The 14,276-nt window shown below is 70.0% G+C and carries 12 protein-coding genes, 1 pseudogene and 1 CRISPR repeat array (1 of these 14 only partly in view); of the genes and pseudogenes, 5 read left to right on the top strand and 8 right to left on the bottom strand.

The features are described from left to right. Nucleotides 1-323: a CRISPR direct-repeat array (repeat unit 29 nt; unit sequence CTGCTCCCCGCGCCCGCGGGGATGGCCCC); it begins 437 nt to the left of the window's first position. A 109-nt stretch (nt 324-432) separates the two neighbouring features. The 3 genes and pseudogenes from HZZ00_RS18685 to mobF all read left to right on the top strand — a co-directional run bounded on the left by HZZ00_RS18685 (nt 433) and on the right by mobF (nt 2,052). Further along, nucleotides 433-834, top strand: a complete 402-nt coding sequence (locus HZZ00_RS18685; protein WP_180333257.1) for a hypothetical protein — start codon at nt 433-435, stop codon at nt 832-834. 33 nt (nt 835-867) lie between these two features. Beyond that, a pseudogene (locus tag HZZ00_RS18690) lies at nt 868-975 on the top strand (IS5/IS1182 family transposase); the annotation flags it as partial. Nucleotides 976-1,275: 300 nt separating this feature from the next. After that, nucleotides 1,276-2,052 carry a MobF family relaxase gene (gene mobF, locus HZZ00_RS18695; RefSeq protein WP_257585891.1) on the top strand — a complete coding sequence of 259 codons (777 nt, stop codon included), beginning with the start codon at nt 1,276-1,278 and terminating at the stop codon, nt 2,050-2,052. A gap of 559 nt (nt 2,053-2,611) precedes the next feature. Here the strand turns inward: mobF and HZZ00_RS18700 are convergent. Then, nucleotides 2,612-4,231 (bottom strand): UvrD-helicase domain-containing protein, encoded by a 1,620-nt coding sequence (locus tag HZZ00_RS18700; protein WP_219014050.1) that lies wholly within the window; start codon nt 4,229-4,231, stop codon nt 2,612-2,614. A 32-nt stretch (nt 4,232-4,263) separates the two neighbouring features. Continuing rightward, a complete protein-coding gene (locus tag HZZ00_RS18705) occupies nt 4,264-6,174 on the bottom strand; it encodes a hypothetical protein (protein ID WP_219014052.1) in 1,911 nt (636 codons plus the stop codon). 269 nt (nt 6,175-6,443) lie between these two features. On the opposite strand from HZZ00_RS18705, the gene HZZ00_RS18710 reads away from it, so the two are divergent. Beyond that, nucleotides 6,444-7,994 carry a zinc-ribbon domain-containing protein gene (locus HZZ00_RS18710; RefSeq protein ID WP_180333260.1) on the top strand — a complete coding sequence of 517 codons (1,551 nt, stop codon included), beginning with the start codon at nt 6,444-6,446 and terminating at the stop codon, nt 7,992-7,994. A 166-nt stretch (nt 7,995-8,160) separates the two neighbouring features. Here HZZ00_RS18710 and HZZ00_RS18715 read toward each other — a convergent pair whose 3' ends face one another. Further along, nucleotides 8,161-10,224 (bottom strand): helicase associated domain-containing protein, encoded by a 2,064-nt coding sequence (locus HZZ00_RS18715; protein ID WP_180333261.1) that lies wholly within the window; start codon nt 10,222-10,224, stop codon nt 8,161-8,163. A gap of 176 nt (nt 10,225-10,400) precedes the next feature. Continuing rightward, on the bottom strand, nt 10,401-10,688 hold the full coding sequence (locus tag HZZ00_RS18720; protein WP_180333262.1) for a hypothetical protein: 288 nt from the start codon (nt 10,686-10,688) through the stop codon (nt 10,401-10,403). Nucleotides 10,689-10,735: 47 nt separating this feature from the next. On the opposite strand from HZZ00_RS18720, the gene HZZ00_RS18725 reads away from it, so the two are divergent. Continuing rightward, nucleotides 10,736-11,767: a nucleotide kinase domain-containing protein gene (locus tag HZZ00_RS18725; RefSeq protein WP_219014054.1), complete on the top strand. Its 1,032-nt coding sequence runs from the start codon at nt 10,736-10,738 to the stop codon at nt 11,765-11,767. A 41-nt stretch (nt 11,768-11,808) separates the two neighbouring features. Here HZZ00_RS18725 and HZZ00_RS18730 read toward each other — a convergent pair whose 3' ends face one another. Genes HZZ00_RS18730 through HZZ00_RS18745 form a run of 4 tightly spaced genes read right to left on the bottom strand, consistent with a single transcriptional unit; the run spans nt 11,809 to nt 14,206 of the window. After that, entirely contained in the window at nt 11,809-12,609 is an 801-nt protein-coding gene (locus HZZ00_RS18730) for a hypothetical protein (protein ID WP_257585892.1), read from the bottom strand. Nucleotides 12,610-12,651: 42 nt separating this feature from the next. Next, nucleotides 12,652-13,548: an ImmA/IrrE family metallo-endopeptidase gene (locus HZZ00_RS18735; protein ID WP_180333264.1), complete on the bottom strand. Its 897-nt coding sequence runs from the start codon at nt 13,546-13,548 to the stop codon at nt 12,652-12,654. Next, on the bottom strand, nt 13,545-13,949 hold the full coding sequence (locus tag HZZ00_RS18740; protein WP_180333265.1) for a helix-turn-helix domain-containing protein: 405 nt from the start codon (nt 13,947-13,949) through the stop codon (nt 13,545-13,547). Before HZZ00_RS18740 ends, HZZ00_RS18735 begins: the two co-directional genes overlap by 4 nt. Beyond that, a complete protein-coding gene (locus HZZ00_RS18745; protein ID WP_180333266.1) occupies nt 13,946-14,206 on the bottom strand; it encodes an acyl carrier protein in 261 nt (86 codons plus the stop codon). The genes HZZ00_RS18740 and HZZ00_RS18745 overlap by 4 nt, the downstream gene beginning before the upstream one ends. Between the last annotated feature and the right edge of the window lie 70 nt (nt 14,207-14,276).

Raw genomic sequence — 14,276 nt, forward strand, 5'->3', positions numbered from 1 at the left:
GCCCGCGGGGATGGCCCCGTGGGCTTGCTCCATAAGAGCAGCCCAGCCGCCTGCTCCCCGCGCCCGCGGGGATGGCCCCTACGACCTCAAGGCGGACACCATCGGCCTCGACTGCTCCCCGCGCCCGCGGGGATGGTCCTGCGCCGAGGAGCTGGCCCCGCTGCGCGAAGCCCTGCTCCCCGCGCTCGCGGGCATGGTCCCCGCTGCCAGTCCAACAAGGACCCGGACGTCATCTGCTTCCCGCGTTCGCGGGGATGGTCCTGCGACCGGCGTGGACCGCGTCCAAACGCTCGCCTGCGCCTCGCGTTTGTGGGGATGGTCCCGTGCCCGAGTGGCCGCCCCCTGCCACCCGGTACAGCACCCGGACGGCACGTCACATCACAACAGGACAAACGTTTGCTGTAACAACACGCGGCCGCCCTGTCCGGAACCGTGCACCACGCCGCCGCGTCTATCACGGGCATGGCTGAGAGAACCGCGGAACGGGCCACGGGTATGAACCCGAAGACTGAGGGCGGTGCCGGATGCCTACTCGCCGGCCTCGGTGCGACAGCCGCGCCGCTTGTCTGGGCACCGCGCGCCGCGGTCAGCATCGACGGAGGATTCGAGGGCCATGCCCGCGATCTGAGCGTACTCTTCATCGATCTGCCGCTCATCGTGCTCGGCGGCGCACTGGTTCCGCTCTTCGCCTGGGCGTTGGCCGCCAGATGGGTGCACCGCCCCTGGGCCGCGGCACTCGTAGCCGTGGCCACGCTCGCGCTCGCGGTGTGGGGGCTCACCGAGTGGTGGACCCCCCGCCGGCAGTCAGACCCCGGTTACGGATCTGGGATCTGACGACCGGGCCCGCGAAGAGGGGCCCCAGCTGGCGAACCGGCCGACCACGCCATCGGCCAGTCCCGCGGCGGACTGACCACAAGGATCCACCTCGCGGCCGATGCCCGCTGCCGACCTCTCGCGTTCGTTCTCACCCGTGGGTTTGGTCCCAGCGCCGTTCGTCGTCGTGCAGGGCGAGGTCGCTGCTCCCCGCGCCCGCGGGGATGGTTCGCCGAGAAGCTGAGCAAGCTCCTGGACTGGCATCTGCTCCCCGCGCTCGCGGGGATGGTCCCGGTGGCTACCGGGACCCCTCGCGTTCCTCGGTGCGTACTGCGCTCAGCGCGACGTTCAGGAAGTCCTCCCCGTCCGGCCAGTGGCGCTCGCCCGGCGCGCACGCCGCTGCGCGCCGCCCAGGAGCGAGCCGGGGTCCCGGCCGGGCGATGGATGGGCCGGGGACTTGCCGTGCTCGGGCTCGCGCTGGGTGAGGAGGTCACCGGGGCGCAGCTGCGGAACCTGTTCGGCGAGCGGGGCCGGCACCCGTACGCGGACCGGATCGAGGCTGAGCGGCTTGCCGCGGGCGAGTCGGCGAAGAAGGCGTTCAGGGCCGGCGCCTTCGGACGCCGGGTGATGGTCACGGGCGTGGACTTCGTGTTCTGGTCGCAGCCGACGATTTACCTTCTGTGGGCGTTGGGGGATGAGGAGACCCGGCGGGTGATCGAGGCCGCGCACGAGTGCGCGGTCGAGGGGGTGCTGGAGTGGATCGAGGGCGAGGTCGCGGTGATCCGGTACGGCCAGGACGGCATCTACCGGGTGCGGCCGCCCGGCGGTCTGGTCGCCGCCCGCTTCCGCCACTATGAGGCGCGCTCCGGGCGCCCCTTGCTTCATGACCATCTGCTGCTGTCGGTGAAGGGGCAGCGCCTGGACGGGAAATGGGGCTCGATCCACACCACGGCCCTGCACGAGAACACCGTGGCCGCCTCCGCGCTCTACAACGAGATCGGTCGCCAGCCCCCGCGCCTCGCAGACCTCCGCGGCCACGACGCGCACCGTCACCCCGGGGCGCCGGCCGGTGATGGAGATAGCCGGGGTGCCCCACGAGCTGATCCGCTGGATCTTCCGGCGCAGCGACCAGATTGCCGCCTGCCTGGCCGAGCTGGAGCGCGAGTACGTCACCGCCGTCGACGACGACGGCACCCCGCGGTTCCTGCCCGCTGTGAGGTCGCACTGTTGTTGCGGTGACGGCATGCCGCTGATCTGCGGTGCCGCAGATGGATTGCGACAGGTTCTGGACCCTGCTCGGGCCGTTTGACCTGCGGTCCTGCAGGTTGGGTGAGACTGCCGCAGTTGCGGTGAGAACGCCTATTGCGGGGTGCTGGGGGAGCGCGCCGGAAGGTGATCATGGACGCAGCTCGGAGAATGCCTCCTCCCGGACGTCCTTGATGGCCCTGCTGATGAGCTTGTGGAGCACTGGCCAAAGCTCCAGCAGGATGCCTCTGTTGAGGAAACGGCATAGGCCGTCACGCATGCCTTCGGCGAGCACTGTTCTGTACAGGCTCATGCGCTGCCGTGGCAGGGCCAGATCGAGGGTCGCAGTCCGGACCACGCGATGTGCAGCGGCAGCTCCACCAACCCGTGCTCGGGTCCGGTCAGCTCGTTGAGGCTGGAGGGCAGACGTCGCTTGTACCTCGCGCGCAGCAACGCTGCGACAGAGCTGGGATCGTCGTGCACGGCGTCCATCTTCCTCGGTGCGCCAGCTCTGGGTGCACCAGCCGCTGCGCCTGCCCGGCGCGGGGGAGGGCTACTCCAGGGCGGCGATGAGAGGTGCCCACAGAGGGTGGGAGTTGGCCGGGACGACGAGGTGCGCCTGGTGGCGGGCGCGGGTCATAACGACATAGAGCAGGCGTGAGCCGTTGGGGAACGGTTCGCCTTCTGGACCGTAGTACTCGTCGTCGGCCAGCAGCAGGATGGTGGTGTCGGCTTCGCGGCCCTTGGTCTGGTGGAGGTTCATCACCTGCACCGGACGCGGGCGCGGCCGGGAATCGCCCACCAGGGTCTCGTCGCGGGCGCGGTGGAGTTCTTCGGCCACCGCCGTGATGCTCTGGTCTTGTTTAAGCAGGCGCAGTGCGCGGCGAGTGGTGGGGGCGGCCTGGAGCCAGGCCTCCTGGCCGCGGAAGGTTCCGATGCGTGCGTAGGCGCCGGTGATGAGCTCGGCGAGGTGGTCGATGTCGGCGCTAGGACCGTGTCCGGCTGACCGCAGGTCTTCAGCGAGCTGCCCCAGAGCCCGTTCCAGCTCTGGATTGGTTCCCTGCAGCACCTGCGATGCGAGCGGGGAGAGCTGCTTGTTGCGCAGGCTGGCGGTGATGAACACGGCCAGCGTCCGCCGTACTTGGTCGTCCTCCTGCCCGAGCGCGAACTGGATGAGGGCGAGTTGGGCGGAGAGCGCTTCCGCGTGGGCCTCGGGGAAGCCGACCTGCTCGTGAACCAGGCCGGCCGCGTTGAGGGCATCGGACAGAGAGGTGGTGGCGATGTTGGTGTGGGTGAAGATGCTGACGGTGTGCTTCTTCTGGCGGGCGGCCCGGGCGAGTTCGATAACCTGCGCGTAGCCGGTGTCGTCCGTGATCCGTGTGACGGCCAGCCGTCCCTGCTGCGCGGCTTCGCGGAGGGCCGGGTCGGTGAAGCGGCGCTGACGGGCGGCTTCCGCGGCCGCGGGCAGCACACCGGAGGGGTCACGGTAGCTGGCGGCCTGCAGGCCGATGCGGCGGGCGCCGGGCAGCGCCATGGCATCCGCGATCCGTGCGGCGGGATTCACGCCGGGCTTGAATGAGCCTTCGTAGATGCTCTGGTTGACGTCGCCCAGCAGGATGCGACGTGCTGCGGGGGCGATCTGCTGCAGGAATGCCCACTCGGTGGCGTCGGTGTCCTGGAACTCGTCACAGATGACGAGGGTGTACCGCCCGGCATAGTGGTCGCGGACCTTGTCCAGGGCCAGCAGCCGGAAGGCGGCGGGCATCAGCTGGCTGTACGTCAGCCCGGGAGGGGCCCCGGGCACGGTCTGGTTGGCCTGGCTGAGCACGCTCTGCGGAGGCGGAAAGCCGTGGTGCGCACCGAAGCCGGTGATGACCCTCCAGGCGAAGCCGTGGAAGGTCGACACCTCCAGCCGCGGCCGCAGCTCTCCGATGACATTCGCGGCACGGTCGATGATCTGGGCGGCAGCGGTACGCGAGAAGGAGAGAAACAACACCCGTGTCGCAGCGGGCAGTTGGGCGCGCTGTCCGCGCCGGGCCGCCTCCTGCCGCAGCCGCAGCAGTTCCTCGTCCGCCGCTTCCAGGTGGGCGCGGGCGGCGGCGACCGCGGTCGTGGTCTTGCCGGTGCCGGCGCCGCCGCTGACCACCAGCACCGGCGCAGCGCTCTCGATCACCGCGCGCTGGTCCCCGCGTGCCCGATAGACCATCAGGCACCCACCGGCCGGGACAGGGCGGGCACATCGAGCAGTTGCGGCCCGCTGTAGGAGGGGTCGGCAACCAGTTCCAGCAGGGCCAGCGTCACGGAGATCACCGGCGGGTGTGGTGCGTTGGGCTCGGCGTAGAGGGCTTCCAGAAACTGCTCGTGCAAGCCTTGCTTGTGGATCACCTTGCACAGGTTGGTCACCGCAGCCTCGGTGAGCTGGCCGCCCATGGGATCGGGAATGCCGTACTCGGTGAGCGTGGCGCTGGCGTCGGCGAGCGCCTGCAACGGGAGGCCGTCGCCCATGGCACGCTCGATGGCGCCGGGCGGCAGTCGGACTACCGCGTGACACGCGGCCTGGATCTTGGCGAGCTCGTCGCTGGTCTGGCCGCTGTCTTTGTCGCGATCGATCACCGCCAAGACACGGAAGCCCAGCTGGCGTGCCAGGTTCGCGATGCGGGGAATCTGGCCAATGCCGCCCTCGCCGCCGGTGCCGGAGGCGACCAGGCGCACGCCGTGGGCGGACAGGGGGAGGAAGGAGGGCGGCTTGCGGCGGTCGACCATGCTCAGCACGGCCACGTCGTGCGGACCCTCGGTGATGGCGACCGTGGGCGCGGTCAGCGCGGCCAGCAGCTGGGTGTGCCACTGCCGCATCGCGATCAGTGCTTTGCGGTCCATGATCCTGGTCAGCTGGTGGTGGGAGCGGACGCCGCCGTGCCGCACCAGCCGGATGACCTCGGTGGGCTCGAAGGCCCGGGCGGCCTCCGGCCGCCGGGTGGACAACCACACCTGCCCGGAGCGGGCGCGCAGAAGGGCCGCCAGATGCTCGGTGGCCGGAGCATCCAGCTGGTCACCGAAGTCGTCGGCCAGCACCACCGCGCCGGGCACGGTGGCCAGCAGCATCGCCTCGGCCATCGACAACACCGCGCTGACCGTGCTGCCGTGCTGGGCCAGCCCGAGCATGCCGCCTGCGTCCAGATGCAGTGCCGCGCGCAGGGTCCGCAGCAGTGCGGCCACCGACCCGTCCTCGGTGCGGAAGCCGACCTGCTCCGCGGTGAGCGGGGCATCGCCGATCCGTTCTCCTGTCCCGCCGACCGCGAGGACCGCGTTGACGGCCTCGGCCACGGCCGGGTCGGCCGACAAGGCCGACACAGCCTCCGCGACAGCCTGGGCCAGCGCATCAAACGCCGCGGCACCGGCCTTGGCGTCCCGATCGTCGAGGATGCGCCGCAAGCCGGCACCAGCACGCAACTGCAGGGGTTGGCCGGCATCGAGGGTGACCACCGGCAGCATCCGCCGGGTGGCGGCCGGGACCCGGGAGTACTGGCCGAGCGCAGGGTTGCTGCGCGCCGGGAAGTACACCACCGACTCCAGCGTCTCGGTTTCCTCGTCATAGCTCAGGCGATAGGCCAGCCGCGCGCACAGCGGAGCATCCGCAGACGCATCAGGATCCTCACTCGCGCACCCGGAGTCCTCCAGCGGCTCCAGGACCCCATCGAGCAACTGCTGCACATCGGGATCGAAATCGGTCAACGTCACCTCGACCTGGGCGGCCTCCACCCGCTGCAGCACCGCAGAGGGAGCTTGCGGTGCCGCGCCGTTGTCGCCAGACGCGTCCTCTTCTGCCGCATCGTCTGGGCCGACAACATCGGCGGCTGGGGCTTCCACGACTGCTTCCGCCTGTCCCTCGACCACGTCAGCGCCCGCTTCAGCCGGCGCAGAGTCAGCGCCGTCGGTGATGACCGGCCGCTGATGCAGATCGGACAGGGCGGCGCCACGCGCGGCATCCGGATCCAGGACCCGGGCAAGGGCTGTGATCAGGTCGGTGCGTCCGGCGCGGGGGACCCCCGCTACCAACGCATGGCTGCCGGGACGCACATCAAGGTGTCCCCAGCCTCTGAAGCCGTCAATCAGCACCCGTGTTACACGCACACAAGCATCTTTAACACGGCATGTACCTTCAGTCTGCCCATTACACGGAATCACCCGGTCACGAACGTGCTCCCCTGGCACGAGACTCGGCTCTCCCGGGCCGCTGCGCGGCACCCGGTAGCACAAGCCCGGGCCGTTGTCAGCGGCGGCTGTCAGGATCTGCCGTTATGGGTAAACGACGAAGTGCTACCGAGGTGGCTGCAGTTCGGGCTCGGCTGAAGGCCGAGTTCGTGTCCAACCTGTCCAGTCCAGGTATGGCACTGGAAGACATGCCGCTGTCCTCCACGGACCGGTGCCAGTGGCGCTGCTCGGCGGACGGATGCGGTCACCAGTGGCCCGCCCGGTTGCAGTTTCGCACCCGTACCGTCAAACCCTCGGGATGCTCTGAGTGTTGGAAGCGCCGCAACCGGGCACCAGGGCCGGGAGAATCGCTGGCCGAGGTGAATCCCGCGCTGGCTCGGCAGTTCCGCCGCAACCTCAGCCGTCCCGATCGCCGTCCGGACACCCTGCGCCCGCAGTCCCATGACCTGTGCGAGTGGGAATGCGCGCAGGAACACTTCTGGCCCGCGACAGTCGCCAACCGCACCAACGGACGCGGCTGCCCGGACTGCACTGGCCACGGCCGCTCCCCGTTCGAGTGCAACGTCGCCATGCTCGTCCAGGCCGCCTCCGGGCTCACCGTGGAACTCGACCACCGCCTCCGCCTGCCCGGGCGCCGGCAGGATCGCTTCGACCTGTACCTGCCCGACCCGGCCCCGGGCCTGCTCATCGACCTGGACCCGGAATGGACCCACAACAGGCCAGGAAGTCTGGAACGTGACACCGCGAAGACGAAGGCAGCACTCGCCGCCGGACTCGACGTGGAACGCATCCGAAGCCGTGGGCTGCCGCCCGTCCCGGTAAACGGCCTGGCCCACCATGAGGCCGGGCCGGGGGTGAACCCCGAAATCTGGGCGGAGGCGGTGGGTGCCGTACTGCGACGCCGTGGCCTTCCCTGGCGACAGCTCACACCGGCCGAGGTCACCGCGGCGCTCACCAAGGGAGCGCAGCTGTGGCAGAAGGCCGTGGCTAGCCCCGAAGTGTCCGCGGTGGACGTGGCGCCGCACCTGGAGGAGGAGTTCGTAGCGAACCTCACCAACCCCGGCAAGACCCCCGATCGGATGCCACCCGGCTGCAACGACGTGTGTCTGTGGCGGTGCCGGAAGCCGGACTGCGGCTACGAATGGAAGGCCGTACTGTACAGCCGGACACTTGCCGACCGTGGCTGCAGCCAGTGCGGTCACGCACAGGTGGGCGCGGTAAACAGCAGGCCCGGTCCCGGGGAATCACTCGCCGAGGTCAACCCGACGATGGCCGAAGAACTCATCGAGGTCGTCGGCCACCCCGGCTGGACCGCGTTCCACCTGCTCCCCACGTCGAACAAGACATGCCAGTGGCGGTGCCCCGAACCCCACTGCCGCTTCGAGTACCCCGCCCCTCCAAACCGCCGAACGGGCCAGTCGAGCGGATGCCCCCGATGCGCTCGCCAACGCACCGTTGCCGCCAGGGTGCGCCCCAAGCCCGGCAAATCCCTGCAGGACGTGCACCCTGCCCTCGCCGACGAGCTCGTCGAAGTCATCGACGAACCGGACCTGACCGCGAAGAAGCTGAGGCCGAGCTCCACCAAACTATGCCGGTGGGCCTGCTCGAAGTCCGGCTGTCCGGGACGCTGGGACGCCACGCCCGATCAGCGCTCCCGCCGCGGCGGCACCGGCAAGCGCTGCCCGGTGTGCCATCCGCCGCGCAAAAGCCCCACCCACCCATGACCCCGGCCCGCGCCTCAGCCCCTGCTCATCGCGATGCCGGTCGTGCCGCGTCACCGCGTCAACGCCGCCGCCACCCCGGCCGACGCGGACGGGCCGGGTGTCCACCGAGATCGTGTACGGATGGCGGGGGCCGAACGGCACGCCGTACGGAGGATCGAGGCGATCATCAGGAACCTCGGCGGCTTGTGCATGATGTGTCCGCTGCCAGGCTGCGTATCAACTCCCTTTGCTTGCAATGCAGGTGCTGCCATGAGGCCTGCTGCTCGTGCAGCCACTGCCGGGTCTGGTCTTCGTCTGGTCTGCCGGGCCACCACACCACGCCGTCGGGCAGGCCGTGGAGGTGATGGCGGGCGGCCCAGTAGTACCGCTGCCAGTTGAGTGGCCAGGGCGGGTTCCACCAGGTGTCCAGGGCAGTGAGCTGCCGGCCGAGACGCGTGGGCTGGGTGGCGGCGCGTTGACGGTGGCGCTGCAGGTTGAGCCACTTGCCCAGGGCGAACCCGTCGTGGGTGGTGGGCTGGGAGACGGCCAGGTGGCCGTGGCGGGCCGCGTAGTCGTGAGCGGCCTCCAGGCCGTGGATCACGCTGCGGCGTCGTGCGGGCCAGGCGTGGAAGCGGTCGATCTCGGCGGGTGTGAGGCCGAGCTGGGCGAGCAGTTGCTGTTGTTCCGCGGCCAGCTGGGAGTAGTCGGTGATCTGGCGGCGCAGCCACCGGTCGAGCCAGCGCGGTAGCCCCGCCAGATTGTCACCACCGCTGACGGGGCCGTGGGCCAGAGTGTGAGCACGGGCCCGGTGCCAGGCCCGCTGCCAGCTGATCGGCCAGGGCGGATTCCACCACACGTCCAGCTCCGCCAGCACCCGCACGTACTCGGGCGGCAAGCCGGCAGACGCGGCGCGCAGATTCGCCAGCCATCGGCCCAGGTCGAACCCGCCCTGTGGGGCGCCGGCGTGCGGGACGGCCAGATGCCCATGCCGGGCCATATACCTGCGCGCGTGATCAAGGCCCTCCCAGAACCGCTCCTGGGAAACGGCCTTCAACCCGGCGCCCTGCCCCATGCGCCGAGGCACGCACAACTCGGCCCGCCACCCCGCCGACCCGGCGTGCCGCCGGACGGTGATTGGGGGAGTGGTAGCCAACAGGCGCAGTCCCATCCCCACTTCGGCAGGCTGGTGGGCCGCCTGTACCCGCCACATCCCGCTGTGTGCCGAATCGGACGGCGACGGTGAGCGCAGCTCGCGGGCCAGGCCCCTCATCCATGCCTGCAGGGCGCTCGGTCTCTCCGGCCGCTCCACCTCTTTCAGCCAGCCGCGCTTCAGCCGGTCTCCGAGCGCGGTCACGAAACGGTCATGGTGCCGGGACCGGCGGACAAGCGGCCGTTCATCCGTCACCAGCAGCCGCAGGGCCGGATCCACCAATGCGGCGGCCACCGCCACCACCTCGGGGAAGACAACCGCGTCCCGCACGACTAGCCGCCACCACGCTGCCAGCCACTGCGACGCCGCCTCGTTTCTGCGGCTGGTGTCGATAGTTACCCGCTCAAGGCGCTGACCCCACACCTGCTCCCGCTGCCAGAATGCTTCCTGCTGCCACCACCCGCACACCACCGCCCGGGCCACCGCGAACACAGCACCCGGCTTTGCACCCGTGCTCGCCGCCCACCGGGCCACCCGCGGCCACCGCGCCTGGGCGGCAGCCAGCTCTCGGCACCCGCTCACGTCCAGATACTCCAGGGCGTGGCCATCGCCGACGTCCAGCAGCCACCGGCCGTGCCGGGAACACACCCGATTCCACCGTTGCCCGTACCGCCATACCCGCTCCATCCGGCCGCTGCGCCGGGCGGCGCACAGCCCGCAGCCGAACGACACCGGCCCCCATGCCTGAGCTCCCACCCGCCACCGTGCCCATCCCCGATCCGCAACGGCCCGCTCACCGAAGGACGCCGGACCGGCCCTCCATGACGGCAATGCCCGCGCCAGATGCGCAACCGGGACCCCGGCCCACGCCGCGACCTGTGCCTGGGCTGTGACGTTCAGGAGCACCTCGCCATCCGGACGGCGACGGCTCTGGGTGACCGGATTTACCCACTGCCACCACCCCCACGCCAGCAGCTCGCCCACCTCAAGGCCATAGCAGACGGCGACACGATGCAGGAACGACCACGTCGTCTCGCCCTGTACCGGCACCGCGCCGCCCGGAGCACACCAGGCGCCGAGCCCGTCGTCCTGGAGGCCCATCTAGCTCTGTTCTCGGCGACGGTGGTCAGGGCATTTGCGTAACCGGCCCAGGCCTGCGGGACATCCGATCGGCCGCGTGTCGAGGGACGGCGCATGCAGCCGTGACCTGGTGGCGTGTGGTGGCGTTGACCGGGTCACCGAAGGGACTCGGGTGAGAAACCGGAACTGACTCGGCGTCATCTTCTGCCGCGGGTGCGTCCGGGAGAGCGTACGGACGGCAGGTCCTCGCGTGCGTTGTCCGCTTCGAGGGCGTCGGCGGGCATCTGACGGTAGGAGTGGAGGAGTTCGGCGATGACGGCGGGACGGGCCTCGGCCGCCGTCACGAGTGCGGCCAGCACCTGCGAACGCGACGTCTGCTCCCCGGCCGCGGCCGCGGCCCGGACCAGGACGTCCAGCCTCGTGTCCACGTCCTCCGGCCAGTCGACCAGCGTCTTGCGTCGTGGACGCTGCCACAGCAATTCCACACGTCCCCCTCGCCGCCCCCCATCTATATCGAATATATATTGAACCCATGGTGACGGTGCTGCAAGAGCGTTCAGAGCAGAAGGCCTTAGACCGCGACCCGGCGAGGAAGATCCGTGTGGCAGGCCGCACGCTGACCTTGACGCCGGTGTTCGACACCTACTGGCGCTTCGCGGCGGCGCGCCAGAAGGTCTACGAGGCACGGCTTGCCGGGGGAGCGGGACCGTTCACGGACGATCCGATCCTGCAGCGACACCGCTTCACCAACTGCTTCAGGGCCGCCGACCGGGTCAGCCAGGACCTGATCGGTGGCGTGATCTACCGGGGCGAGCAGGTGTGGGAGGAAGTCTTCTTCCGGACCCTGCTGTTCAAGATCTTCAACAAGACGTCGACATGGCGGCTGCTGAACGGCGCACTGGGAGAGGTGCGGTGGGACACCTACGACTACCGGGCCTTTGACCGGGTGCTCTCACAGGCCTTCACCGCGGGGCAGCGGTTGTACTCGGCCGCCTACATCGTGCCCCCGCCGCAGCTCGGAGAGGAGCGCAAGCACCAGAACCACCTGCGGCTGCTGGAGATGATGATGAAGGCGGACGCGCCGCAGCGCGTGCTGTCAGCGCCGACGCTGCAGGACGCCTACCAGGTCCTGCTGGGCTTCCCGGCGATCGGGCCGTTTTTGGCCTACCAGTTCGTGATCGACCTCAACTATGCAGCCGCGATGCCGTTTTCGGAGATGGACTTCGTCGTTGCCGGGCCCGGGGCGCGCGACGGGATCCGCAAGTGCTTCGGGGCGGGGGCGGACGGCATCGAGGCGGACGTCATCCGTTACATGGCCGATACCCAGGACGAGCACTTCGCCCGGCTGGGCCTTGCCTTTGCGGGACTGCGCGGACGTCCGCTGCAGCTGATCGACTGTCAGAACCTGTTCTGCGAGGTCGACAAGTACGCCCGGGTCGCCCACCCGGACATCGCTGGGATCAGCGGCCGCAGCCGCATCAAGCAGACCTACCGGCAGCAGGCCGACGCGATGCCGGCCTGGTTCCCGCCCAAGTGGCAGCTCAACGGCCCGCCCGGACAGTGAGCTTGCCGCATGCGACGTCGGCCGCCTTGCGGCGGCTGCCGTCATGCCGCCAGGCGGCTGGTGCCGGTCAGCAGGGGGCGCAGCTGTGTGATGGGGCCGTCCAGCCGGGCGTGGCCGGCCACCACGGTCAGCGTCCCGCAGGCCAGTTCGGCCTGCTGGGCGATGTAGGCCAGCAGGCGGCCCAGGCCGAGGTAGTTGCCGTAGGCGCGCTCGAACATGAAGTGACTGCGGTACAGGGCCGCGGCGTGCACCCGCCGGTCGCGGTCCAGCTGGAGGGAGATGTGGCTCAGGCAGGGGAAGCCGATGTAGCTGTTGTCCTTCCCGGCTGTGTGGACTAGCAGGTCCGCGCCATCCTCCTCTGTGTCTGTGTCTGTGTCTGTGGCTGCGGCCACGTCGATCTCGTACGCGGCGGCTATCTTGGTGCCCGCGGCCTGGGCCCGCAGGCGGCTGATGACGGTGCCGAGCTGGTCGACGCCGCTCTTGGACACCGCAGGGTAGGACACCAGGCGGCCGAAGTACGTGCCGCGGTGATTGCCCGGGTACCGCTTGATCACCGGATACATCCGCCGGTAGCGCTCGGCGAGGTCATCCGGGCTGGCGCACCGTGCCGCTAGGGCCCCGGGGAATAGGGTGCTGGCCACGGTCTCCAGCGGCCACAGCCCGCGACCGGTGCGCAGCCGGTCCAGTTCGGCGCGGAACACCGGGTCGTCGCTCGTCGGGTCGGCGATGCGCACCACCGTGTGCAGACCGGTCCGGTCCGGGTTGTCCTTGCGGTCCAGCTTGTTGCAGGCTGCGACCCAGGCCTGGGTGACGTCGCGTTCGGTCACGGTGAAGGTGTGCATCAGTCCTCCTGACACATACGGGTGCGATCCGGGGAGTCGGGTTCAGGCGGGCCAGGTCTCGTCGACCCCGGCACGCGGGGCTTCGCGCACCACCGTCAGCCGCAGCGCGGCGCCGTGCGTCGGCACCGCGACCTCGATCAGGCCCTGCTCGCCCGGCGGGAGTTCGTCGGTCACCACGGCGCTCGTCAGCGGCGTCGCGCCGTCACTGGTCCACGGCTCAAGCCCCTTGGGCAGGACGTCGAAGACCGCGTCGTCCAGGTGCAGCACCAGCACATCGCCCCCGTCGGCGTACACCGTCTGCCCGGCGGAGGCTGCCGTGATCACGTGCACCTGGGCGTGCGCGGGCAGCGAGGCCCCGCCCGCCAGCGCACTGCGCAGGCCGGCAGGAGGGATTTTGGACCACTGGCCGGCCCGGTCGGCGTCCAACAGCCGGAGGTTGACCAGGTGGCGTACCGTCCCGGCGTACGACGTACCCAGTTCACGCGCCACCCGGTAGACGTGCTCCGGACGCGACGGCCGGCCCCCGCAGATCCGCTCCAGGGCCGCCCGCACCGCTGGCAGGGGCATCAGGAACCACGCCGCGAACGCCTCCGCCGTCTTCTCCTCCTCGGGCCAGCTGCCGTTGCCCCAGCGCAGCGCGGGATCAAGCTCCTCATCGGCCGCGGTGCGATGGCCCAGCCGGTGATGCCCCAGCTCATGCGCGGCCGTGTGCCGCTGGGTGATGGCGTTCAGCGAGGCGTTCAGCATCACCGCCGGCCCCTGGTCGGCGGGGGAGAAGTACACGCCGAACAGCCGGGGCATCGGCTGCGCCATCCCGATCACGTCCGCGGCTCCCAGCGCCCGGTGCACGTGGACGTACTGCGTGCGGTCGATACCGAGGTCGCGGTGCGCCTGGACGGCGGCGATCGACGCGATCCGGTGTGCTAAGACCCAGTTCACGCCCTCGGACTCCCGCCGTCGACGTCCTGCTCCTCGCGTTCTGCCGCGCGCCGCAGCGTGAGGTACTCGGCGAACTCCAGCACGGTCTTTGCATCCCCGTCAGTGAGCTGGGCCAGCGCCCGCGGCAGACCGGCCAGTGCGTACTCGCCGGCGTCGGCGTCCTTCTCCTCGGCCAGGAAATAGGCGACAGGCTGCCGGTACAGGCGCGCCAGCTTCTTCAGCTCCAGGCTGTCCACCCGCCGCTCGCCGCGCTCGATGTCGCTGATGGCCGAGCGGGGGATGCCGGTGGAGTCCGAGACGAACTGCTGGGACATGTTCAGATAGTCGCGGGTCTTCTTCAGCCGTTCACCGAGCCGCACCAGCTCGGGATCGCGGTCACGGCTGTCCGGGGGAGGGGTCATGACTGCTGCCTTTCATCGATGGCGTCCAGGACCGCCGCGGCGAAGGCCCCCACCGACCGGGTGGCCTGGGCCGCTTCCCGGTCTGCGGGAATGGCGACGTGGTAACGCTCTTCAATACGTGTGAGGATCTCGACCACCAGCAGCGAGTCCACGGGCAACTCCCGCCCGCCCTGCTCCAGTTCGGAGCGGAGCTCGTCGGGCGAGACGCCCTCGTACTCGGCGAGGAAGTCGATGACGACCGAGGTGATGTCGTCCATGCTCGGTGTGTCGGTGTTCGACAACTCTCCCCAATCGTCTGCATTTCCAACGACGCTGTCGTAGCATACG

It is taken from the genome of Streptomyces sp. NEAU-sy36 (genome assembly GCF_013423905.1).
Lineage (GTDB): Bacteria > Actinomycetota > Actinomycetes > Streptomycetales > Streptomycetaceae > Streptomyces > Streptomyces misionensis.